This is a genomic window from Curtobacterium sp. RM9, assembly GCF_054956955.1.
The window spans coordinates 2,546,848-2,569,886 of sequence record NZ_CM143271.1 but is presented as its reverse complement, the minus strand read 5'-3'; the positions used below and the strand labels follow the sequence as shown (position 1 = coordinate 2,569,886).

Here is a 23,039-nt window from a genome sequence, read left to right as displayed (position 1 = left end):
CCCCCACGAGGAGCAGCACCGTCATGAGACGCCCCAAGCGCCTGACCATCACCGCGGCCGTCGCCGCAGCAGCAGCACTGGTGCTCACCGGCTGCTCGGGCGGCGGGGCCTCCTCGGACAGCGCCTCCTCCGGCACGGACAAGGGCGGCACGCTGAACATCCTCACGCCGCAGACCGCGCTGCACTTCGACCCGGCGACGAGTCAGAGCCTCGGCATCACGTCCATGGGCCTGGTCGCCCGGCGCCTCACGACGTGGGACGTCCAGCCCGGCAAGACGGCGAAGGTGGTCCCCGACCTCGCGACCACCACGGGCAAGTCGAGCGACGGCGGCAAGACCTGGACCTACACGCTCAAGGACGGGCTGAAGTTCCAGGACGGCACCCCGATCACCACCAAGGACATCAAGTGGGGGATCGAGCGCTCCTTCGCGCCGAACCTCACCGGTGGCCTGAGCTACCACAAGTCGCTCCTCGTGGGCGGCAGCACGTACCAGGGCCCCTTCGAGGGGAAGACCCTCGACAGCATCGAGACGCCGGACGACAAGACGATCGTCTTCAAGCTCGACGCCCCCTACGGCGACTGGCCCTGGCTCGCCTCGATGCCGGCGTTCGCCCCGGTCCCCGAGGGTGACGGCAAGGACACCGGCGCCTACGACGCGAAGCCCGTCTCCTCCGGCCCTTACCAGGTCGAGTCGAACACGCAGGGCTCGCAGGTGACGCTCGTCCGCAACAAGGAGTGGAGCGCGAAGACCGACGCGATCCGCACCGCCGGCCCGTCGAAGATCGTCTTCAAGGAGAGCCAGGACGCATCGACCACGACGCAGAGCCTGATCGCCGACAACGGTGACGCGAAGGACTCCTTCGGCGCGATCTACCTCGGTGCCGCGGAGCTCAACCAGGTCCGTGCGAACCCGTCCGCCCAGGACCGCCTCGCGACGAGCAAGGCCGGCCCGATCACGTACATGGCGATCAACACGCAGCGCGGCCAGCTGAAGGACCTCAAGGTCCGCCAGGCGCTGCAGTACGCCGTCGACCGCAAGTCGTTCCGCATCGCGGCGGGCGGCGCCCTGGCCGGCGAGTACGCCTCGACGCTGATCACCCCCGGCATCGCCGGTCGCAAGGACTACGACCTGTACGAGACGAGCGCCACCGGTGACGTCGACAAGGCGAAGGCGCTCCTCAAGGAGGCCGGCGCCGAGGACCTCAAGCTCACGCTGGTGACCCAGAACGACCCGACGTACCTGTCCCAGGCGCAGGCCCTGCAGGCCGGGCTGAAGCGTGCCGGCATCACCGTCACGCTCAAGCCGCTCGACTACGACTCGTTCACCCAGGCGACGACGAACGGCACCGACTTCGATCTGTCGCTGTCGAGCTGGCAGCCGGACTTCCCGAGCGCGAACGCCAACCTCCAGCCGCTGTACGACTCGTCGCAGATCGGCGGGGGCGGCTACAACGTCTCGAAGTACAGCAACCCCGAGGTCGACGCCCTCATCGCGAAGGCGACCGGCACCGTGGACCAGTCCGAAGCGCAGAAGACCTGGGCGCAGGCCGACCGCCGCATCATGGAGGACGCTCCCGTCGTCCCGCTGATCTACGCGAAGCAGTCGTTCCTGGCCGGCTCGAACGTCGAGAACTTCCGGATCGCGGACTTCCCGGCGTACCCGAACTACCTCAAGGTCTCGCTCGCCCAGTGACCGCACCACTGCTCGAGGTCGAGGGGCTCCGCGTCGCGTTCGGCGATGCGGAGCCCGTCGTCCGTGACGTCTCCTTCACCCTGACGCCCGGACGGGTGCTCGCGCTCGTCGGCGAGTCCGGATCGGGCAAGTCCGTGAGCGCGATGAGCGTGCTCGGACTCCTGCCCACCGGCGCGCACGTCTCCGGCAGCGCACGGTTCCGGGGCACGGAGCTCATCGGCGCGAGCCCCGACGAGCTCCGAGCGGTCCGCGGCGCGGGCATCGGCGTGGTGTTCCAAGAGCCGATGAACTCGTTCACGCCCGTCCTCTCGATCGGGACGCAGATCGCCGAGGCGGTCCGGGCACACCCCACCGACCTCGACCGCGCGGGCGTCTCGGCGCGCGTGGACGAGCTGCTGGGCGCCGCGGGGCTCCGCGAGCCGCGGCGGATCCGGAAGGCGTACCCGCACGAGCTGTCCGGCGGCCAGCTCCAGCGGGCGATGATCGCGATGGCACTCGCCGGCGACCCGGTCGCGCTGTTCGCCGACGAGCCGACGACCGCGCTCGACGTCACCGTGCAGGCCGGCATCCTCGACCTGCTCCGCCGGCTCGGTCGTGAGCGCGACCTGGCCGTCCTGCTCATCACGCACGACATGGGCGTGGTGGCGGACGTCGCGGACGAGGTGCTCGTGATGCGCCGGGGCGACCCGGTCGAGCACGGTTCCGTGACCGAGGTCTTCGCGCACCCGCGCGCCGACTACACGCGCGAGCTCCTGGCCGCGGTCCCCGTCCTGGAGGCGCGGGGCGCCTCCGCCACGCCCGCTGCGGCGGCCGGGGACGGTGCGACCTCACGCGCTGAGCGACACCTCACGGGCTCGGAAGCGCGTGAACTGTCGCTCAGCGCGGAATCTCGCGAGCCCGCCCCGGCGGGCGGTGCCGACGGGACGGACGCGCGCCGCGCCTCCCGTCCGGTGGTGGCGTCGCTGCGCGACGTCGCCGTGCGCTACGCGCGCCGCGGCGACCCGACGGTGTCGGGCATCGACCTCGAGCTGCACGCGGGCGAGACCCTCGGCCTCGTGGGGGAGTCCGGCTCCGGCAAGTCCACGATCGGCCGTGCGCTCGCCGGGCTCGTCCCCGTCGTCGGCGGCACGGTCGAGGTCGACGGCAGCGACCTGCGCACTGCGCGCGGGAAGCGGCTCCGCGAGCTCCGCAGCCGGGTCGGCATCGTCTTCCAGGACCCGGCGTCGTCGCTCAACCCGCGGCAGACCATCGGGTGGAGCATCGCCGAGCCGCTGCTCGTGCACGGCGAGGGCAGCCCCTCGTCTCGAGCAGAGCGAGTCCGTGCGCTCCTGACCGCCGTGCAGCTCGACCCGACGTGGGCCGAGCGGTTCCCGCACCAGCTCTCCGGCGGGCAGCGGCAGCGTGTCGCGGTCGCCCGGGCGCTGGCGCTGCGGCCCGCCCTCGTGATCGCCGACGAGCCCACCAGCGCCCTCGACGTCACCGTGCAGGCCGCGGTGCTCGACCTGCTCGCCGGACTGCAGGACGAGTTCGGCTTCGGCATGCTGCTCATCAGCCACGACCTCGCCGTCGTCCGGCAGCTCGCCGACGACGTCGTGGTGCTGCACGAGGGGCGCGTCGTCGAGCGCGGCACGACCGCCGCGGTGCTCGACGACCCGCAGCAGGACTACACGCGCATGCTGCTCGCGGCGGCGCCCGTCGCCGACCCGGCCCGACAGGCCGAGCGCCGGGCCGCGTGGCGTGCCTGGGAAGGAGTCGCATCGTGACCGCGAACGTCGTCGACCGGCCGGTGCCTGCGTCGGCCGGACGGACCACCGGGTTCCGCGCGGTCGTGCGCCGGGTCCGGCAGGACCGGTGGGCCGTCGGTGCCGCGGTCGTCATCGCCGTGTTCGTGGTCGTGGCGGTCGCCGCACCGCTCATCGCCGCCGTGACCGGGCAGGATCCGTACGGCTACCACGTCGACGCGCTCAACGACTTCGGCGCGCCCCGGGGCCCCGGCGGCGGGATCAGCGCCGAGCACTGGTTCGGGGTCGAACCCCTGACCGGCCGCGACCTGTTCGCCATCGTCACGTACGGTGCGCGGACCTCGCTCGGCATCGGGCTCGCCGCGACCGTGCTGTCGATCATGATCGGCGTGCTCGTCGGCGTCACGACCGGGTTCCTCGGCGGGTGGTACGACCGCGTGCTCTCGCGCGTGGTCGACGTCATCTTCGGGTTCCCGTCGCTGGTGTTCATGATCGCGCTCACCGCGGTCGTGCCGACGTCGTTCCCCAAGCCGGTGCTCGTCGTCCTGGTGATCGGCTTCTTCGGATGGCCGTCCGTCGCCCGGGTGGTGCGCGGGCAGACGCTCTCGCTCGTCAGCCGGGACTACGTGGTGGCCTCCACCGCGATGGGCGCCGGGCGCTGGCACGTGATCCGTCGGCAGCTCCTGCCGAACCTCGCCGCGACGATCACCGTCTACGCGACCATCTCGATCCCGTCGATGATCGGCGCCGAGGCCGCGCTGTCCTTCCTGGCCGTCGGGGTCAACCCGCCGACGCCCTCGTGGGGCCGCAGCATCGGCGACGCCATCGGCTGGGTGCAGACCGACCCGATGTACCTCGTCTTCCCCGGAGCCGCACTGTTCCTCATCACCCTGGCCTTCAACGTGCTCGGTGACGCCCTGCGCGACGCCCTCGACCCGCGAGGGAGCGACCGGTGAACACCTTCCGCTTCCTGGCCGTCCGGATCCTCGGGGCCGTCGTCGTGCTGTTCGTCGTGGCGGCGATCACCTACGCGCTGTTCATGCTCCTGCCGACGAACCCGGCCCGGGCGATCTGCGACAAGCCGTGCACGCCCGAGCGTCTGGCCGACGTGCAGGCGTTCCTCGGCACCGACAAGCCGTGGTTCGCGCAGTTCGGCGCCTACCTCGCCGGCATCTTCACCGGCCGGACGTTCGGCTCCGGCGCCTCGACCGTCACGTGCGCGGCGCCGTGCTTCGGGTACTCGTTCCAGCTGCACGACAGCGTGACGAACCTCATCACCTCGCGGCTCCCCGTCACCGCGTCGATCGCCGTCGGAGCCGCCCTGCTGTGGCTCGTCGCCGGCGTCGCCGGGGGGACGGCGTCCGCACTCAAGCGCGGCACGTTCGTCGACCGGGCCGTGATGACCGTCGCGGTCGCCGGCGTGTCGTCACCGGCGTACCTGGTGGGGCTGCTCGGCATCCTGTTGTTCGGCTTCACCCTCGGGTGGCTGCCGACGAGCGGGTACGTCGCGTTCAGCGACGACCCCGTCGGGTGGCTGACGCACCTGCTCCTGCCGTGGTGCGTGCTCGCGTTCATCAGCGCGGCGATCTACGCCCGACTCACCCGCGGCGAGATGCTCGAGTCGCTGTCGCAGGACTTCGTCCGGACGGCACGCGCGAAGGGGCTCCGCGAGCGGCAGGTCGTCGTGCGGCACGGGCTGCGGACGGCGATCCTGCCCGTCGTGACGCTCTTCGGACTCGACCTCGGGTCGCTGCTCGGTGGTGCCGTCATCACCGAGAAGGTGTTCTCGATGCAGGGTCTCGGTGCGCTGCTCATCGACGCGGTCCACACCCTCGACCTGCAGGTGGTGGTCGGGTTCACGGTGTTCTCGGCGCTGCTCATCGTCACGGCGAACGTCGTCGTCGACGTGGTCTACGCGTTCGTCGACCCCCGGGTGCGCCGTCGGGCGTAGGGGCCCGGGCGGCCACCGCCGTCGTGCGCCTCCGTGCCCTGTCCGCGAGAGCGGGTGTTGTCCGCGCGTCGACCCTGCGGGCGGTCAGCCGGTGAAGCGGTAGGACGAACCGTCGTCGGTCCGCACGAGCACGCCGAGGTCCACCGCGTCCCGGCGGACGACCGCGACGTCCGCGCAGAACATCGCGATCGCGGCGTTCAGCACGGCCTCGGGCACGGCACGCGCGGCCCCGAGGCGTGCGGACACCAGCCGGACGATCCGCACGGAGACCGGATGCCGCTGCTCGTCTGACGCGGGCAGCCGTTCGATCCGATCGAACTCGAGCAGCGCGGTCGGTGCCTGGAGCCGCTGGAGGTCCTTCGCGGTCCGCCCGAGGAGCGCCTGGTCGGGACGGCCGTCGTCGCCGAGCCAGTCGAACGCGGACACGGCCGACCGTGTCCGCTCGTCGACGGCGTCGGGACCGCCGTCGCCGACGACCACCGCCCGCAACGTGGGCGATGCGAGGACCGCCACGGCCTGCCGGGCACGTCCGACGGTCGTGGCGAGGTCGTCGTCGCTCATCAGAAGTACGTGATGCCGTGCGGCGCCCGCGGCGGGGTCAGCATCGCGCGGAGGAGCGCCGGCGCGGCCGGGTCCGCCGCACGCACGAGCCCGGCTGCGGCGAGGGTCACCGGGGACACCGAGCCGATGAGCACGGCCCCGAGCTCGGCGACGTCGAGCGACAGGTCGGCCTGCCCCGGCTCCGCGTCGTCTGCCGTCCGGGTGACCGTGCCTCGGCCGTCGACGACGTCGAGCCGGTAGCTGCCCGTGGCGTGCCCGAGGGCGTCGGACACCGCCAGCACGAGGGACCCGTCGACGGCGTACGGCCGCGAGGACAGCACCGCCGGCACGTCGAGCACCCGCAGCCAGACGTGGTCCTCCTCGTGGTCGACGTCGTACGCCCGGTTGTCGCCGAGCGCCGCGACGATCGGGTCGTCCAGCCGCGACCGGTTGTACGTCACGACGTCGTTGAGGTCGATCGAGAGCAGGAACTCCCAGAGCGACAGGTAGGCCTCGTCGGTCGCGTAGACGAGGTCGACGATCTGGAGCTCGGTCTCGCCCTTGCCCTCCTTGACGCGCCAGGTCACGTAGCCGTCGATCGCGCCCGTCCCGGTCCCGGCGCCCTCCGGACGGTGGACCGCCGCGCGGACGTCCTTCGCCGGCTCGCCCTCGCCGTTCCGCAGACCGAAGGCGACCGGCCAGGTGCCCGCGTTCCGCACCATCGAGCCGGGCGTGCGCGCGTCGAAGCGGTCGAACACGGCCCGACCGACACCGCCCGCGAGCCACTCCGGCGTCACCACGGTGACCGTGCCGCTGGTCGGCGCGGTGAACGGCAGCGCCCGGGTCCGACGGACGCGCACGGCCCGCTCGCGGATCGCGCAGCCGAAGCCGAAGCGTCGGTAGATCGTGCCCTCGGAGGCGGTCAGGGACGCGATGGCGTACCCGTCGGCGACGCCGCGCTCGAGCGCGTGGGTCATCATCGCGCGGAGGATGCCCCGGCGTCGCTCGGTCGGCCGCACGGTGACGGCGGAGATGGCCTGCGTGTCGATCGACGACCCGTCGCCCCAGCTCAGCGCCTTGCGGAACCAGGCGAACGTGCCGGCAGGCCAGGTCTCGTCGACCGAGCCGGGCAGCGGTTCCCGCACGTGCACACCGAGGAACGTCTCCTCGTCCTCGATGAAGTGCGCCACCATCCGTGCCGCGTTCTCGGGCGAGGGGTGCGTCTCGTGGAAGCCGAGTTCGACGGCGTGCATCCACGCGTCGGTCGCGGCGTCGGGGCCCCCCTCGGCGTCGGTGGCGGGCGCGAACTCGCGCAGGTCGTACCGGTCGTCGAATGCTCCGTTGCTCACCCGACCGACCCTAGCGGGGCGCGGGCCGGACCGGGAGGCACGGTGCGGGGCCGCCCCGCGCCGTGCGTCCCGCGGTGGTCGTGACCACCGCCCGTGGTGCGCCGTCAGGGCATGGTGCGGCGCGCCTCCTGGGCGACGACCTCGTCGAGGTCCGTCAGACGGCGCATCTGCTGGAGCGGCCGCATCATGCGGGCGTTGTCCCGCAGCGCCGGTTCCGTTCGCGACAGGAACGCCCAGTAGCCGGCCGTGAAGGGGCCGGCGTCCTCGCCGACGCGCTTGGTCGGGTCGTACCGGCAGCCGCCGCAGTGGTCCGACATCCGGTCGATGTACCGGCCCCCGGACGCGTACGGCTTCGTCGCCACCATGCCGCCGTCGGCGTGCTGCGACATGCCGATGATGTTCGCGGGCATCACCCAGTCGGTGCCGTCCACGAACACGTCGGTGAACCATTCGGTGAGGTGGACCGGGTCGTAGCCGCGCTGCAGGGCCCAGTTGCCGAGCACCATCAGGCGCTGGATGTGGTGCAGCCAGCCGTGGTCGTGCAGCCCCTCCATCGCGGTGCTCAGGCAGACGGCGTCGATCTCCGAGGCGTCGAGCTCCTGCCACCAGCGGGGGAGTCGTTCGTGGGCACCGAGGGCGTTCTCATCGGCGCCGTAGTCGTCGCCGAACCACCAGTAGAGGTGCCAGACGTAGTCGCGCCAGCCGGCGACCTGGCGGACGAAGCCCTCGACGCTCGCGAGCGGGGCGTCGTGGTCGCGGTGCGCGACGAGTGCGGCCTCGACGACCTCGGACGGGTCGAGCACGCCGAGGTTCATCGGGACGCTGAGCAGCGAGTGCGCCATCGTCCAGTCGTTGGTGAGCGTGGCGTCCTCGAACGGCCCGAAGTCGCCGAGGCGGACCTGCACGAAGTCGTCGAGCGCCTGCCGGGCCTCGTCCGCGGTGACGGCGAACCGGCGGGTGTCGTCGCGGCCGACGAAGTGCACCAGACCGTCGCGCTCCCAGCGGTCCAGGTCGTGCCGGACCTCGGCGTCGATGTCGTCCTCGGTCGGCCACCACGGGTCCGGCAGCCCGAGCGTCGTCGCGCCCCTGGGCGGTGGCTCGCGGTTCTGCTCGTCGAGGCTGAACCTGCCGCCGACCGGTGCATCGGAGTGCATGAGCCAGCCCTCGCGGCGTCGGACCCGCTCGTAGTGGGTCTCCATCCGGAAACGGCCGGTGCGCTCGGCTGCCCACTCGGCGAACTCGGCCTCGTCGGTGATGAAGCCGCGGCTCGGCAGGATCTCGATGCCACGACCCCAGTGCCGGACCTGGGCGCGGAGGGTCCGGGAGGGCGGGTCGATCGCCTCGAGGTCGTCGCGGCCGGCGAGCGCGTCCCGCAGGCTGTCGACCCGAGCGTGTTCGGCGCGGTCGCCGAGCTCGTGGACGCGGTGCCGGAGGGCGCTCAACCAGAGGTGGGCCTTGGCGCGGTGCACGGGCCGAGCGGCGAAGAACTCGCGGGCCTCGACGACGAGGGCGGGGCCGCCGTCGTCGAACAGCGGGCCGTACTGCCCGGGGAGGACGAGTCGGCGCCGTTCGGTGGTCATGCCGGGGACGGTACCGGCGACGTGTGACGGCAGGCTGACGCCGCGTGTGCCCCGACGGGGCGGGGGCGCCGCCGGCCAGGGCGTACGGTGGCGGGGTGTGGCCGACGGAGGAGCAGTGGCGCGCGAGCGTCCCGTCCCGGCTCGAGCTCGCCGTCGAGCGGTGGGGCCTCGAACCCGGCTCGCCCTACCCCGGCGGCAGCGTCTCGCACGTGCTGCCCGTCCGGACGCCCGACGGCCGCGACGCCGTCCTCAAGCTCTCGTTCCCACACCGCGAGGCCCGGCACGAGGCCGCGGCACTCCGTTGGTGGGACGGCGACGGCAGCGTGCGGCTGCTGGCGGAGGACCCGGAGGACCCGTTCGTCCTGCTGCTCGAACGGTGTGCCCCGGGGACGACGCTCGGCGACCCGAGCGCGCAGCCAGCGGCAGAACGCCTGACGATCGGGGCGTCGCTGCTCGTGCGGCTCTGGGCGCACGGGGTCCCCGCGACGCACGACTTCGAGCACGTGGTCGACGTCACGGCGGAGTGGGCGGACCTGGTCGAGGAGCGGATGCGGACCGCCCGGCCGCCGCTCGACCCCGGGCTCGTGCGGCGGGGCGTGGACCTGCTGCGCAGCCTGCCCGTCGGGGTGGAGCGGAGCGTCGTGGTGCACGGGGACGCGAACCCGGGGAACGTCCTGGCTGCGGCACGGGAACCGTGGCTCGTGATCGACCCGAAGCCGATGGTCGGGGACCCGGCCTACGACCTCCCGCCGTTGCTGCACCAGGTCGACGACCCGTTCGCCTCCGCTCGGCCGGCGCCCCTCGTGCGGGAGCGGATCGGGCTGCTGGCCGACGCGACCGGGCTGTCGGGGGAGCGTGTCGCAGCGTGGTGCACGGCGCGGTCCGTCGAGGCGGCGTCGTGGCACGTGGCCCGCGGGGAGCTCGAGGCAGCGGAGGACTGCATGCGGCGGGCTGCGGTCACGGACGCCCTCGGGGACTGAGCGCGGCGCCGACCCGGGCTAGTCCCGCGATGCGCAGGTCACGGTGTCGGCGGTCTGGCCGGTCGCGATGTCCGGCAGTGCCGCCGGGGTGCTCGGGGTGCCGGCCGGAGCCGACCCGGACCCAGCCGGCGCCGACCCGGACCCGGCCGGAGCGGACCCGGACCCGGTCGGAGTCGACCCGGCCGGAGCCGACCCCGCGCCCGCACCGGCAGCGGGCGACGCCGGTGCCGACGGGTCCCGCACCGCCGACCGACCGAGGCTCCCGGCCCCGAGCACGACCGGCTCGTTCGCCTTCAGGACCCCGTTCAGCTGCGTCGCAGCGGCCTCCGCCACGAGCACCCGACCCGGAGCGTCCGGGTCGTCGACCACCGGGTACTGCACGAACACCATGTTCGACAGACCGACGGAGTTCACCGCGAGGGCGATCCGCGCCAGGGTCCCCGGGTCGGAGAGGGTGTCCGACAGGGTCATGTTCCGGAAAGCGGTGTCCGCGAGCCGGAGCACCTTCGCCGGGTTCGTCAGGGTCCCCGCCGACACGGTCTGCCGGGCGAGCGCGGACATGAAGGTCTGCTGGTTGCTGATCCGGCCGAGGTCGCTGCCGTCGCCGACGCCGTGGCGGGACCGCAGGAACGCGGCGGCCTCGGCCCCGGACAGCTTCTGCACGCCCGCCTGCAGGTCGAGTGCGGGGGTGACGTCGTCGTCGTGCACCGGCGTCGCCAAGCACACCGGCACGCCACCGACCGCATCGGCCATCTGCACGACCCCGTCGAAGGTGATCTTGCCGGCGTACGGGATCTGCAGGCCGGTGAGCGCGCTGATCGTGCTCGCCACGCACGCCAGCCCGTGCCGTTCGCCGCCGCGGGAGAGCGCGGTGTTGAGCATCGCGGCCGAGGACGCCGGCGTGACCGACCCGTGGTCGTTCGTGCACGCCGGGATCGACACCACCAGGTCGCGCGGGAAGCTCACCACGGCCATGTTCGTGTGGTCGGCGCTGATGTGCACCAGGAGGTTCGTGTCGTTGTTGCCGACGCCGGAGCTCGCGCGTCGGTTCGCCGCGTCGTCGAAGCCGCTGCCCTGCCCGTCACGGGTGTCGGTCGCGACGAGGAGCATGTTCACCTCGCCCGACTGCGCCGTCAGCTCCGGGGCGGCCTTCGCGGGCTTCCCGTCGCCGCCGGGCATCGCGAGCGACACCGTCGGCTTGGCGTGGCTGAGCACCTGCCAGCTCGCGATCGCGGCGACGGAGCCGCTGCTCACGAGGGCGACGGCCGCGACCGCGGCGACGATCTGCGCGCCCAGCGCGAGTGGGCTGCGGCGGCGCAGCCGGCCGTGCCGGACCGCACCGCCGGAGCCGGTGGTGGTGTCGTGCTGCGGTGTCGAGTCGTCCCCCATGCCGCTCATCATGCCGGTTGCTCGGTGGACGGAGCCGCGCATCTTGCTGCCAGAGCGCTCAGAGAGGACCGCAGCGGCCGGCGGACCGGAGGCGCGGTGCGGGCCGGCACCGCGCCTCCAGTCCGGCACCGGTGCCAGCGGGTCGCGGGGTCCGGTCGTGCCGACCTGACAAGATGGACGGGTGACGGCCCCCGGAACCGACGGACGACCGCCCTCGTTCCGCCGCTACGACGTGGCGGCCATCAGCGAGGAACGCGGCGCCGAGCTCGACGCGATCTACGGCACGGCCGACGGCATCGACAGCGCGCTCGACCAGTTCCGGTACGCGGGCGCGGGGGACGCCGACGTCTCGATCCGCGGTGCGCAGGTCGAGGGCACGCGCGCGGGCACGATGCGCCGTCGGACCGACCACATCCTGTTCTGGATCGGCAACGGCTCGGCCGTCGTGACGCCCTCTGACGGCGAGCCGCTGACGGCGGTGCCGGGCCGGCCGTACCTGCTGTCCGGCAGCGTGGAGTACGCCTTCACCGCGGACATGTCGGTCGTGACGATGCTGCACCTGTCCGACCGGGTGCTCCGCGCCGCGCTGGCCGCCCGCGACGTCCGGGTGCGCGGCCCGCTCGTGTTCGTCGAGTCGGCACAGGACGACGAGGCGCTCCGACGGCTCCGTGCCGTGCTGCAGCGGGAGACCCCGGTCCTCACGGCCGCGACGACCGCTCCGGACGAGCGCGCCGAGGCGAACCAGCGCCTCGCCGAGACCGTCGTGGACGCCTTCGCGCTGCGGGAGAACGGCCGCGTCGCGTCGACGAGCGTGGCTCGTGCGTGCGCCTTCGTCCGGGAGCACGCGCAGGAGGACATCGGCGTCGACGAGATCGCCGCCGCCGGCGGGTTGAGCGCCCGTGGGCTGCAGAACGCCTTCGCGAAGCACCTCGGGACGACCCCGACGCAGTACCTCCGGGACGCGCGTCTGGACGGTGCGAACCAGGACCTCGCCGAGGACGAGACCACCTCGGTCGGGGAGGTCGCACGGCGGTGGCGGTTCCAGCACCAGGGGCGCTTCTCGGCCACGTACGCCGAGCGGTTCGGCGAGCCACCGAGCGCGACGCTGCGGCGCACGCGGACCGCGGCGGAGTGACGCCGTTGCGTGAGCCGTGGGCGTGACGGAGCCGCTCCGCTGGTACCGACCGGATCCGGGCAGCGCGACGGCGGGGACACCGGTGCTGCTCTGGCTGCACGGCGGGGGCTTCTTCCGCGGCGGCCCCGACCAGCCCGAGGCGCACGCCGTCGCCGCCGCGCTCGCGCGGCGGGGCGTCACGGTGGTGACCGCGGACTACCGCCTCGCGCCCGTCCCGGGCACGGCCTGGCTGCCCGTTCGTGCGGGACGAGGACGGGTCCGCTACCCGCTGCCGCTCCACGACGTGCTCGAGGCACTCCGCGAGGTGCGGGACGCGGTCGGCGACGGCGTCGTCCTCGGGGGTGCCAGCGCGGGCGCGTGCCTCGCTGCGGCGGCAGCGCTGCGGGCGTCCGACGCCGGCACGCCGACCGTGGGCGCGGTGCTCGCGTACGGCTTCTTCCACGCGGTGCACCCGCGCACCGTCGACGCCCGGGCACGGTCCCGCCGGCACCGGCGGGTGACCCACGCGCGCTGGGCGCTCGACGTGATGAACCGGAACTACGCCGGCTCCCGACGGGCCCTGACTGCGCGCGACGCGTTCCCGGGCGGGCACGACCTGGCGGGGTTCCCGCCGTCGCTCCTGGTGCACGCCGAACACGACAACATGCGCGCCTCGGGGGACCGGTTCGCCACCGAGCTCGCGGAGGCCGGGACCGCCGTCGAGCACCACGTCCTCGCGGGCAGCCGGCACGCCTTCCTGAACCACCCCGGGACCGACGCGTTCTCGCAGGGGGTCGACCGCATCGCGGAGTGGCTGCTCGCCCGTCGGCAGCACGCGGCGGACGGGGCCAGACTGGGGGCATGACCCGCGCGCTCCTGATCGTCGACGTCCAACGCGACTACTTCCCCGGCGGAGCGTTCCCGCTCGTCGACCCCGAGGCCGCCGCGGAGACGGCGGCGCGGGTCCTCGCCCAATTCCGTGCCGCGGAGGAGCCGGTCGTGCACGTGTTCCACGTCGCCACCGGCCCGGACGCCACCTTCTTCCGCCCGGGCACCGAGGGGCTGGCGTTCCACCCGGCGGTCGCCCCGCGCGACGGCGAGGCGGTCGTCGAGAAGCACGCCCCGAACAGCTTCGTCGGCACCGACCTGCGCGAGGTCCTCGACGCCGCGGACGTCGACGAACTCGTCGTCGTCGGGATGATGAGCAGCATGTGCGTCGACTCGACCACCCGGGCGGCGCACGAGCTCGGGTACCGCTGCACCGTCGTGGCCGACGCCTGCGCTGCACCGGACCTGGCGTTCGGCGACGTGACCGTGCCGGGAGCGGCCGTGCACGCGGCGTTCATGGCGGCGCTCGACGGCAGCTTCGCGACCGTGGTGTCGAGCGACGCGTTCCTCGCCGCCTGACACGGATCAGTCCGTCGCGCCCCGCGGCGGATCGACGAGCAGGCCCACACGGTCGGCCAGGTAGTCCGCGAGCGGCACGGTCGCACCGGCCGCCGCCGACCAGCGGACGAGCGGCACCCCGCCGACGATCGAGAGCACGCCGACGCCGTCGACCAGGGACCCGTCGAGCGGGATCGGCGTCGCGCCGTGGTTCACGGTGTCGCCGGGCGCGAAGTGCCCCTTCGCCGCCGCCGCACGGTAGGCGCGCCGGACCTCGGCGGACACGGACTGGTACTGCGCCCGGCCCGGGTCCGTGACGCGTGTGATCGACCCCGTCGCCCACACCCGTCCCGCGGTCTCGTCCGACGACCCGATCAGCAGCGCTCCCACGCGCCACACCCGACCCAGTGACCGGATCGTCGGCTCGCGGCGGATGCCGAGCACCGGCCGTGGCTCGACGTACTCGCCGAGCGCCTCGTCGTGCACGCCCGCGTCGCGCAACCGGTGGGCGGCCTCGTCGATGAGCCGCTGCGCGCCCTGCACCCCGTCCGTCACGGTCCCCGAGCGTAGTCCGGCGTCGCACGACCGCTCGGAATGCCGGTGCGCCCCCTACGGTTGCACGGACCGGAACGAGGAGGGTCACGTGGGCATCGTGCGGTGGTTGTTCGACGCGCAGCTCGTCATCGGCGACCAGACGGTGCTCTGGCGCGAGGTGATCGGCAACGTCTTCGGCCTGCTCAGCGCCCTGGGCGGCATGCGACGCAAGGTCTGGGCGTGGCCGGTCGGCATCCTCGGGAACGCGTTGCTCTTCACCGTCTTCATGGGCGCGCTCTTCGACACCCCGAACCCGGTCAACCTGCTCGGCCAGGCCGGCCGCCAGGTGATGTTCGTCGTCGTGAGCGTCTACGGCTGGTACCGCTGGACGCACCGTCCGGACGAGGCCACGACCGTGATCGAACCGCGGTGGGCCTCTTGGCGGACCCGCGGGCTGCTCGTGCTCGCGCTGGTCGGCGGCACCGCCGTCCTGACCCCGGTGTTCCGCGCGCTCGGCTCGTACGAGCCGGTGTGGAGCGACGCCTGGATCTTCGTCGGCTCGGTCCTGGCGACCTACGGCATGGCGAAGGGCTGGGTCGAGTTCTGGCTGATCTGGGTGGCGGTCGACCTGGTCGGCGTGCCCCTGCTGTTCTCCGCCGGGTACTACGCCTCCGGCGCGATGTACGTCTTCTACGGGGTCTTCACGCTGACCGGCTTCTTCGTCTGGGCGGCGCAGCGCCGGAAGCCGAGCGCAGCTCCGATCACGGTCGGCTAGGCTCCGGGGAACCGCAGAGCGCGGGTACCCCCTTCCGGGGAGCAGACAGCGGACGTCCGGTCCGCTGGGATGGTCGGATGGCACACGAGCACGAGGGTCGACTCGAGGACGAGCAGTCCCTCGCCGAGCGCATCGTCCGCGGCGCGATCCGGGCCTACCGCCTGCACCCCTTCGACGACGTGGACGCCTCGGTGGTCGCCGAGGTCACCGGCGTCGACCCGCTCGTCGTCGAGCGGCTCTTCCCGACCTGGGACGCGCTGCTCCTCGTGACCTACGACCGGTGGACGCAGCTCCGCGGCACCCGTCGCCAGAAGCCCCCGTCGTGCACGATCGAGCACCTCCGGATGACGCTGGCCGAGGACGTCGCCGACCCGGGGCTGGTCCGGGTGCTCGCCGGTGTCGTGACCATCGCGTCCTCGGACAACGAGTTCGCGGAGCTCTTCCGGAAGCGGTTCGAGGAGCACGTCGAGGAGGTCACCACCGGACTCCAGCGCGACGCGGACGCCGGACACGAGGACCTCGCGATCCCGGCGTACCAAGCGGCCACGCAGCTCCTCGCCGTGCAGGAGGGACTGCAGATCCAGATGCTCGTCCGGCCGCACGTCGACGTCCTCGTCGAGTTCGACCGCGCCGTGCGGACGCTCCGTCAGGGCTGGCGCGAGCGCGAGGTGCCGGCCTGGGACCTCGACGAGGCCGTCCTCACGAGCTGAGAGCGGGCCTCGCGATGGCAGGCCCCCGCCGGCACCTGCGTGGCGCACCGTCAGGAGCGCGTCAGGCGCGCTTCCGGCGCCGCCACGAGGCGATCTGCCGCAGCGTCACCTTCGACCCGTACTGGGCCACCGAGTGCCGGAACAGGTACTCGGCGAACCAGAGCAGCAGCCCCGCGGCGACGAAGACCTCGACGATGCACACCACCGACTCCGTCACGCTGAGCGAGCCGACGGCGTTCCGCACCATCGCCGTGATCGGCGTGAAGGTCGGGAAGTACGTGAAGAACTGCGCCACGGGGGACGAGGGCGTCGTCATCACGAAGAACGCCGCGTAGAGCGGGATGATCAGCGCGAAGATCGCCGCCGACTGCAGTGCCGACGCGTCCTTGATCGAGGGCACCGCGGCCCCGACGGCCACGAACAGGCCGGAGGCGAGCAGCACGCCGCCGACGAGCAGCAGCGCCCCGACGACCATCCGCCACGGGTCGACCGCGAGCCCGCCCAGCCGCGAGGCCACCAGCGGGAGGGCCGCGAGGGCGACGAGCAGTCCGGGCACGACGAAGACCCCGACCTGCACGAACCCGACGAGCAGCATCGCGACGACCTTGCCGCGGATGAGGTCCCCGGCGGTGACCGTGGTGAGGATCATCTCGGAGATGCGGTTCTCCTTCTCCTCGACGACGACCGTCACCATGCGCGTGGCGAGCAGGACGACCAGCCCGAAGAACGCGGCGACGTAGAGGAACGGCGGCACGATCGACAGCCAGCCCGGTGCCACCTGGCCGTCGGCGTACGTCGTCAGGTCGGTCTGCGGCGGGGACCGGAGCAGCTCGACCGCCTCGTCGTCGCCGACCGAGGCCGCGACGCTCTGCTCGAGCACCCGCTCGGCGAGCGTCGAGTAGCCGCCGTTCTCGAAGAGGCCGCGGTCCGCGCCCTCGACCCGGATCGCCGTCGTCGCGGGGGAGGACGGGAACGTGATGAAGGCGTCGAGCGTGCCCGCCCGGACGGCCGCCCGGTCGGCAGCGGGGTCGTCCGAGGGGGTCCCGCCCCAGCGCTTCGCGATCGTCTCGGACACGAGGCCGGAGCGGTCGACGTAGTGGAACGGCACTTTCGACGCCGCGGCGCTCGACACGACGGAGTCCGACCCGGCGGCCTGACCGAGCCCGACGAGCAGGGAGACGACGACGATCACGACCGGCAGCGCGAGGGTGCCGATCCAGAACGCGGGCTTCTTGACCGCGCGGACGAACTCGAACCGGACGACCGTCCCGAGCCGGCTCACGCCGCGGCCCCAGCAGGCGCCGGCGCAGCGGACCAGGCGGACCCGGCTGCTCCGTCGTCCGCCCCGGCGTCGTGGCCGTACACCTGCACGAAGATCTCGTCGAGCGGGATCCGACGCATCTCGAACCCGCTCACGTGCACGCCGGCGGACACGAGGGACGCCAGGATGTCCGAACCGTCCGCAGCCGCGGCCGACGTCGGCACGAGGTACGCGACGTGGCCCTCGTGTCGGGCGAGCCGGTAGAGCGGCGACCGCGGGACGGTGCCGTCGAGGAGCACCTTCGCGACCGCGCCGCCGAAGGCGTCCTGCACGTCCGGGATGGTGCCGTAGGCGGCGGCCCGGCCGTCCTTCAGCAGGAGGATCCGGTCGCAGAGCCGTTCGACCTCGTCCATGTGGTGCGTGACGAGGACCACCGTCGCGCCGTCGGCCTTGCGCTCCGCGACGAGGTCGAGGAGCAGGCGACGGTTCACCGGGTCGAGGCCCTTGGTCGGCTCGTCGAGGATGAGCAGCCGCGGGCGGTCCATGATCGTGATGCCGAGCTGCACCTTCTGCTGCTGGCCGCCGGAGAGCTTGTCGACGCGGAGCTTGGCGCGGTCGGCGAGGCCCACACGGGCGAGGTAGTCGAGGCTCCACGCCGTCGCCTCCGGCCGACGCAGCCCGCGCAACGTGCCGAAGTACGTCATCACGTCGATGACGCTCTCCTTGCGGTACAGCCCTCGTTCCTCGGGCAGGTACCCGATGCCGCCGGTGGCCGGACGGTAGTCGGCGCCGTCGATGGTCAGGGTGCCGGCCGTGGGCGTGGTGATGCCGAGCAGGGCTCGGATCGTCGTGGTCTTGCCGGAGCCGTTGCTGCCGAGCAGGCCGAAGGTCTCGCCTGGGGCGACGTCGAACGACAGACCGTCGACCACGTTCCGGTCGCCGAAACGCATCACGAAGTCCCGCACGTCGATGGCCGCACCGCTCATGGGGCGACCCTACCGGCCGCGCCTGACGGCCCCGGCCGCGCGATGGCCGTGGCGCCGCACCGGGACGGGCTGGAGGCGCGGTGCCTGCCCGCACCGCGCCTCCAGTCCGCCTGCTGGTCACGTCGAGGACGTGACGCGTTCCGTCAGGAACGCAACCAGGCGGTCCCCACACCCGACAGTGCGCCGTCTGCCACCGGCGCGGAGGCGAGCAGGAGCTCGCCGGCGGGGAGTGCGTACGGCTCGTCGCCGAACACGGTCACGCTCGTCCATCCGTTCGGCCGACGGAACGCCAGCACGTCGTCGCGGCCGGTCTCGAGCCACTCGAGGTGCTCCTCGGACTGCAGCTGCCCGCGCAGGCCCAGCGCCTTCCGGTACAGGTTCAGCGTCGAGTCGGGGTCGGCGTCCTCCGCCTCGACCGAGGAGTCGCCGAACCAGGACGGCTGCGGCAGGTGCGAGCCGCCGTCGCCGAAGCCGAACGACGGGCCCTGGCGCGTCCACGGGAGCGGTACGCGGCAGCCGTCGCGGCCGACGTCGACGCCCGGGTTCCGGAAGAACGCCGGGTCCTGCCGCTCGGCGTCCGGGACGTCACCGACCTCGTGCAGGCCGAGCTCCTCGCCCTGGTACAGGTACGCCGACCCGGGGAGCGCGAGCTCGAGGAGCGTCGCCGCCTGCGCCCGCCGGAGTCCGAGCGACCGGTCGAGGTCGTCCTGCGACCCGCCGGCCAGGAGCCACGCGGCACCCTGCTTCTGCTCGTCGCCGTTCCGTGCGGGCAGGGCGTAGCGGGTGGCGTGCCGGACGACGTCGTGGTTCGAGAACACCCACGTGGTCGAGGACCCGGACTGCTCGGCGAGGCCGAGGTTGAACTCGATGATGCTCCGGAACTGCCCGGCGTCGAAGTCGGCCTCGAGCAGGTCGAAGTTGAACGCCTGACCCAGTCCCTCGGCACTCGCGTAGCGGGCGCGCCGGTCGGCGGCGACCCACGCCTCCGCCACGGCCGTGCGGGCCGGGGTGTACTCGTCGAAGACCTTCCGCCACTCGGCGTAGATCTCGTGCACGTCGTCGCGGTCCCACAGGATGTGCGAACCGTCCTTCGGCGCCGCGAGCACCTCGGCCCAGCTCGGCAGGGGCCCGGCCGGCAGGTCCTTCGCCAGGCCGTGCGCGACGTCGATGCGGAATCCGTCGACCCCGCGGTCCGACCAGAAGCGCAGCGTGTGCAGGAAGTCGTCGCGGACCTCGCGATTCGCCCAGTTCAGGTCGGGCTGCTCCTTCGCGAAGTTGTGCAGGTACCACTGGCCGTCGCCGACGGCGGTCCAGGCCGGGCCGCCGAAGATCGACACCCAGTCGGCGGGCGGCTCCGTGCCGTCCGGGCCGGTGCCGTCGCGGAAGACGTAGCGGTCGCGGGCCGGGCTGCCGGGCGGCGACGCGATTGCCTCGCGGAACCAGGCGTGCCGGTCGCTCGTGTGGTTCGGCACCACGTCGACGATCACCCGGATGCCCGCGCCGTGCAACGCCGCGACCATGTCGTCGAAGTCGTCGAGCGTACCGAGTCGGGGGTCGACGTCGCGGTAGTCGTCGACGTCGTAGCCGCCGTCGGCGAGGGCGGACGGGTAGAACGGGCTGAGCCAGACCGCCTCGATGCCGAGCGACGCCAGGTACGGCACGCGCGAGGTGACGCCGGGCAGGTCGCCGATGCCGTCGCCGTCCGCGTCGGCGAACGAGCGGGGGTAGATCTGGTAGACGCTCGCCTGGCGCCACCAGGTCTCGTCGGTGGTGGTCGCAGCGGGCTGGGCGAGGGTGTCGGTCACGACGGGCCTTCCGTTGTTCGTGGTGGTCATCACTTGATGGCGCCCTGCGTCACCCCGGCCATCACCCAGCGCTGGGTGACGAGGTAGACGACGATCGCCGGTGCCATCGCCATCAGGTACGAGGCGAAGGACACGTTGTAGTTGTTGCTGAACTGCGTCTGGAACATCTGCTGCAGCACGGGCAGGGTCTGCAGCGCCGGGTCGGAGGTGATCAGGGACGGCATCACGAAGTCGTTCCAGGACGCGAGGAACGCGAAGATGCCGACGGTGGCGCTCATCGGTGCGAGGAGCGGGAACACCAGCCGCCAGAACACCTGGCCCGTGCTCGCACCGTCGATGCGTGCACTCTCCTCCAGCTCCGCCGGGATCGACCGCAGGAACGCGGTGAAGAGCAGCACGCTGAAGGACAGCTGGAACATGACGTGCAGGACCGCGACGCCGAGCGGGTTGTCGAGGTGCGCGAGGCCGGTGAGCTTCACCTGGGACAGCGCGAGCACCGGGAACGGCAGGAACATCGCGGCGAGCAGGTAGAAGAACGACCAGCGGAACAGCCGACGGTCCCAGTTGCGCGCGATGGCGTAGGCGGTGAACGAGGCGAGCAGGATCGTGCCCACGACGGTGATCGCGGCGACGAACACCGAGATGCCGAAGGCCCGCGGGAAGTCGGTCAGCTCCCACGCCTGCACGAAACCGTCGACGCTGAACGGCGCGGGCAACGAGAAGGCGTTGCCGTCGACCGCCTGCGGGGTGGTCTTGAACGCCATCGTCACGGTCACGTACAGCGGTACGAGCACGGACAGGGCGCAGAGCACGAGGACGACGGTGACGGGCCAGTTCGCCCGCGCGCCACGGCGGCCCGAGGTGCGGTCCGCGTCCACCGACCGGATGGTGCCCGTGGCGGTCGTGCCCGGGCGGAGGGGTGCTTGCAGGGTCATCAGAGCGCTGCCTTCCCGCGGGTGGCCCGCAGCTGGATCACGGCGATCACGACCGCGATGACGAAGAAGATCGTGGCGTTCGCCATCTGGTAGGCGTAGTCGCCGCCGTTGAAGCCCTTGAAGATGCTCATCGCGACGCTCGTCGTCGAGGTGCCGGGGCCGCCGTCGGTCAGGCCGACGATGATGTCGTAGGAGTTGAGGAAGTTCTTGAACCCGATCACCAGGTTGATCAGGATGTAGCCGGCCGTCAGCGGCGCGGTGATCGAGACGAGCTGTCGCCACGAACTCGCACCGTCGAGCGCCGCCGCCTCGTACACCTCGCCGGGGATCGACAGGACCCCGGCGATGTAGATGAGGAGCGTCGACGGGATCGCCTGCCAGGCGGTCACGATGACGATCGCGACCCAGGCCAGGTCGGGGTTCGCCAGGATGCTCTGTTCCAGCGGTGCGAAGCCGAGCGCGGTCGCGATGGCCGGCAGCGAGTTCGCGAACAGGAACGAGAACACGTAGGCGATGACGATGCCGGAGATCACCATCGGCAGGACGAACACCGCGCGGAGGGCGATCTTGCCGCGCACCTTCGACGTGAGCGCGATCGCGAGCAGGAACGCCACCGCGTTGACGACGAGCACCGTCACGAACGAGAAGCCGATCGTGAACAGGTAGGCCTGCAGGATCGCGGGGTCGGAGAATACGGCGACGTAGTTCGTCAGGCCGATGAACCGGAACTCGCCGAAGCCGACGGAGTTCGTGAAGCTCAGCACGATGCCCATCACCGCGGGGAGCGTGATCGCGAGCGTGAAGAGCAGGAGCGTGGGCAGCAGGAAGGCGAGGAACAGCGGATCGAGCCGCCCGCCGCGGCGTCGCGTCCTCGTCGCCCCGGACTGGAGGCGCGGTGCGGCACCGCCCCGTCGGCGTCGGCCCGCCGTCGTCACGGCTTCGGTGGTCGTGGTTGCCATGCGGGTCTCCTTACGCGGCCGTGCGGAGCGCCAGGCGCGCCCAGTCGGCGTCGAGGGTGCGGAGCTGTCGCTGCGGGTCGCCGCCGAAGGCGATCGACTGCGCGTAGTTCGCGACGGGGATCTCGGCGGGCACGAGCTGTGAGGCGCCGAGGGAGAAGGCGGCGTCGTCGTAGTACGACTGCATGCCGGCGAGGGCGGGGTTCGCGGCCGGGGGAGCGTCCTTACGCACCCCGAAGCCGTTGTTGTCCGCGTTGTAGCGGTCGTTCACCGCCGGGGTCATCAGGTAGCGGAGGAACTCGCGTGCGGCCTCCTGCTTGCGCGACGCTTCGGGGATCCAGAGCGCGAGGTCGACGTTGACGCGCACCTTGTTGTCGGCGGGGTCGTCCGTGACGGGCAGCGGGAACGTGCCGAGGTCCGTGTCCGGGTTCGTCTTCGCGATCTCGCCGAGCGCCCACGGCCCCTGCAGGTACATCGCGGCCTTCCCCTGGGCGAAGGCGGTGTTGCCGTCGCCGTACCCACGGCTCGCGGCACCCTGCTGGTGCCACCGCAGCAGTTGCGTCATGCGTTCCATCGGCGCTCGGAAGTCCCGCTCGAAGGAGACCGACGAGCCCTTCCCGACGGCCGTGCCCTCGCGCCGGAGCGCATCGAAGAACCGGGGGAGGTCGACCATGCCGCCGACCGAGTAGTCGAACATGCCCTGGGCGATCGTCCAGTTGTCCTTGAACGTGCCGTAGATCGGCGCGATGCCGGCCTTCGTCAGCCGTTCGCAGACGTCGGTGAACTCGCTCCACGTCGTCGGGACGTCCAGACCCTGCTGCGCGAAGCGCCGCTTGTCGTAGATCACGGACGCGGCGGTGACCGAGTACGGCAGAGCGCTCTTCCGGCCCGGGTGGTCGGCGGTCTGCTCGAGCAGCGGCCAGAGGTCCGGGTTGATCGTGTCCGCCTCGGGCAGGTCGGACAGGTCCGTGAGGGCCCCGTGTTCGACGAACGGTGCGACCGAGAAGTTGTAGTTCCAGCAGCCGAGGTCCGGCGGCCGGTTCCGGACGAAGTTCGCGGACATGCTCGACGTCGAGTCTCGGATCACCCGGATCCGTGACTGGCTGGCGTGGAACCGGGCGATGACGTCGTCGAAGTAGCCGATGACCTCGGGCTTCGAGACGTAGAAGGTGATCGTCTCGGGGCGGCTGCCGGAGGAACCGAGCGGGGCGCATCCGGCGAGGGCCAAGCCCGCTCCGATCCCGCCCGCGCCGAGCAGGAACCCGCGGCGGCTGACCGCTGCGCTCCCCGTGGTGGCGTGTCGTGTCACGTCGTCTCCGTCCGTGGCGGACCCGGCGTCCCTGCCGTTCCGT

At 72.4% G+C, this 23,039-nt stretch carries 21 protein-coding genes; 10 read left to right on the top strand and 11 right to left on the bottom strand.

Annotation, left to right across the window (positions count from 1 at the left end):
- Positions 1-23 precede the first annotated feature (23 nt).
- Genes ACY3FI_RS12180 through ACY3FI_RS12165 form a run of 4 tightly spaced genes read left to right on the top strand, consistent with a single transcriptional unit; the run spans position 24 to position 5,387 of the window.
- Positions 24-1,694 carry an ABC transporter substrate-binding protein gene (locus ACY3FI_RS12180; protein ID WP_462547804.1) on the top strand — a complete coding sequence of 557 codons (1,671 nt, stop codon included), beginning with the start codon at positions 24-26 and terminating at the stop codon, positions 1,692-1,694.
- Positions 1,691-3,457 (top strand): dipeptide ABC transporter ATP-binding protein, encoded by a 1,767-nt coding sequence (locus ACY3FI_RS12175; RefSeq protein ID WP_462547802.1) that lies wholly within the window; start codon positions 1,691-1,693, stop codon positions 3,455-3,457. Before ACY3FI_RS12180 ends, ACY3FI_RS12175 begins: the two co-directional genes overlap by 4 nt.
- A complete protein-coding gene (locus tag ACY3FI_RS12170) occupies positions 3,454-4,392 on the top strand; it encodes an ABC transporter permease (protein WP_462547801.1) in 939 nt (312 codons plus the stop codon). Before ACY3FI_RS12175 ends, ACY3FI_RS12170 begins: the two co-directional genes overlap by 4 nt.
- Complete coding sequence (locus tag ACY3FI_RS12165; RefSeq protein ID WP_462547800.1) at positions 4,389-5,387, top strand: ABC transporter permease; 999 nt, start codon at positions 4,389-4,391, stop codon at positions 5,385-5,387. The genes ACY3FI_RS12170 and ACY3FI_RS12165 overlap by 4 nt, the downstream gene beginning before the upstream one ends.
- Before the next feature lie 84 nt (positions 5,388-5,471).
- Here ACY3FI_RS12165 and ACY3FI_RS12160 read toward each other — a convergent pair whose 3' ends face one another.
- The 3 genes from ACY3FI_RS12160 to ACY3FI_RS12150 all read right to left on the bottom strand — a co-directional run bounded on the left by ACY3FI_RS12160 (position 5,472) and on the right by ACY3FI_RS12150 (position 8,856).
- Complete coding sequence (locus tag ACY3FI_RS12160) at positions 5,472-5,948, bottom strand: DUF2087 domain-containing protein (protein WP_462547799.1); 477 nt, start codon at positions 5,946-5,948, stop codon at positions 5,472-5,474.
- Complete coding sequence (locus ACY3FI_RS12155) at positions 5,948-7,276, bottom strand: GNAT family N-acetyltransferase (protein WP_462547798.1); 1,329 nt, start codon at positions 7,274-7,276, stop codon at positions 5,948-5,950. The genes ACY3FI_RS12160 and ACY3FI_RS12155 overlap by 1 nt, the downstream gene beginning before the upstream one ends.
- A 104-nt stretch (positions 7,277-7,380) precedes the next feature.
- Positions 7,381-8,856: a cryptochrome/photolyase family protein gene (locus ACY3FI_RS12150; RefSeq protein ID WP_462547797.1), complete on the bottom strand. Its 1,476-nt coding sequence runs from the start codon at positions 8,854-8,856 to the stop codon at positions 7,381-7,383.
- 95 nt (positions 8,857-8,951) lie between these two features.
- Here ACY3FI_RS12150 and ACY3FI_RS12145 point away from each other — a divergent pair, with 95 nt between their 5' ends.
- Positions 8,952-9,836 (top strand): aminoglycoside phosphotransferase family protein, encoded by an 885-nt coding sequence (locus ACY3FI_RS12145; RefSeq protein WP_462547796.1) that lies wholly within the window; start codon positions 8,952-8,954, stop codon positions 9,834-9,836.
- An 18-nt stretch (positions 9,837-9,854) separates the two neighbouring features.
- Here the strand turns inward: ACY3FI_RS12145 and ACY3FI_RS12140 are convergent, their stop codons facing one another.
- A complete protein-coding gene (locus tag ACY3FI_RS12140; RefSeq protein WP_462547795.1) occupies positions 9,855-11,225 on the bottom strand; it encodes an LCP family protein in 1,371 nt (456 codons plus the stop codon).
- A gap of 181 nt (positions 11,226-11,406) precedes the next feature.
- On the opposite strand from ACY3FI_RS12140, the gene ACY3FI_RS12135 reads away from it, so the two are divergent.
- Genes ACY3FI_RS12135 through ACY3FI_RS12125 form a run of 3 tightly spaced genes read left to right on the top strand, consistent with a single transcriptional unit; the run spans position 11,407 to position 13,746 of the window.
- A complete protein-coding gene (locus tag ACY3FI_RS12135; protein WP_462547794.1) occupies positions 11,407-12,360 on the top strand; it encodes a helix-turn-helix transcriptional regulator in 954 nt (317 codons plus the stop codon).
- A 22-nt stretch (positions 12,361-12,382) separates the two neighbouring features.
- Entirely contained in the window at positions 12,383-13,204 is an 822-nt protein-coding gene (locus ACY3FI_RS12130; protein WP_462547793.1) for an alpha/beta hydrolase, read from the top strand.
- Entirely contained in the window at positions 13,201-13,746 is a 546-nt protein-coding gene (locus ACY3FI_RS12125) for a cysteine hydrolase family protein (protein ID WP_462547792.1), read from the top strand. Before ACY3FI_RS12130 ends, ACY3FI_RS12125 begins: the two co-directional genes overlap by 4 nt.
- A 6-nt stretch (positions 13,747-13,752) precedes the next feature.
- Here ACY3FI_RS12125 and ACY3FI_RS12120 read toward each other — a convergent pair whose 3' ends face one another.
- Positions 13,753-14,280, bottom strand: coding sequence for a hypothetical protein (locus ACY3FI_RS12120; protein WP_462547791.1), 528 nt, complete (start codon positions 14,278-14,280; stop codon positions 13,753-13,755).
- A gap of 88 nt (positions 14,281-14,368) precedes the next feature.
- Between ACY3FI_RS12120 and pnuC the strand changes: the two genes are divergently transcribed.
- Positions 14,369-15,034 (top strand): nicotinamide riboside transporter PnuC, encoded by a 666-nt coding sequence (pnuC, locus tag ACY3FI_RS12115; RefSeq protein ID WP_462547790.1) that lies wholly within the window; start codon positions 14,369-14,371, stop codon positions 15,032-15,034.
- 77 nt (positions 15,035-15,111) lie between these two features.
- On the top strand, positions 15,112-15,744 hold the full coding sequence (locus tag ACY3FI_RS12110) for a hypothetical protein (protein ID WP_462547788.1): 633 nt from the start codon (positions 15,112-15,114) through the stop codon (positions 15,742-15,744).
- A 61-nt stretch (positions 15,745-15,805) separates the two neighbouring features.
- Here the strand turns inward: ACY3FI_RS12110 and ACY3FI_RS12105 are convergent, their stop codons facing one another.
- From ACY3FI_RS12105 to ACY3FI_RS12080, 6 genes are all read right to left on the bottom strand, one after another.
- On the bottom strand, positions 15,806-17,026 hold the full coding sequence (locus tag ACY3FI_RS12105; protein WP_462547787.1) for an ABC transporter permease: 1,221 nt from the start codon (positions 17,024-17,026) through the stop codon (positions 15,806-15,808).
- Positions 17,023-17,991: an ABC transporter ATP-binding protein gene (locus ACY3FI_RS12100; protein ID WP_462547786.1), complete on the bottom strand. Its 969-nt coding sequence runs from the start codon at positions 17,989-17,991 to the stop codon at positions 17,023-17,025. The genes ACY3FI_RS12105 and ACY3FI_RS12100 overlap by 4 nt, the downstream gene beginning before the upstream one ends.
- A 143-nt stretch (positions 17,992-18,134) precedes the next feature.
- The gene (locus ACY3FI_RS12095) at positions 18,135-19,826 is read right to left on the bottom strand and encodes a glycoside hydrolase family 13 protein (protein WP_462547785.1); all 1,692 of its coding nucleotides are present in this window, start codon (positions 19,824-19,826) and stop codon (positions 18,135-18,137) included.
- Positions 19,826-20,731 carry a carbohydrate ABC transporter permease gene (locus tag ACY3FI_RS12090; RefSeq protein ID WP_462547784.1) on the bottom strand — a complete coding sequence of 302 codons (906 nt, stop codon included), beginning with the start codon at positions 20,729-20,731 and terminating at the stop codon, positions 19,826-19,828. Before ACY3FI_RS12090 ends, ACY3FI_RS12095 begins: the two co-directional genes overlap by 1 nt.
- Positions 20,731-21,690, bottom strand: a complete 960-nt coding sequence (locus ACY3FI_RS12085) for a carbohydrate ABC transporter permease (protein ID WP_462547783.1) — start codon at positions 21,688-21,690, stop codon at positions 20,731-20,733. The genes ACY3FI_RS12090 and ACY3FI_RS12085 overlap by 1 nt, the downstream gene beginning before the upstream one ends.
- Positions 21,691-21,700: 10 nt before the next feature.
- Positions 21,701-22,996, bottom strand: coding sequence for an ABC transporter substrate-binding protein (locus tag ACY3FI_RS12080; RefSeq protein ID WP_462547782.1), 1,296 nt, complete (start codon positions 22,994-22,996; stop codon positions 21,701-21,703).
- Positions 22,997-23,039 lie beyond the last annotated feature (43 nt).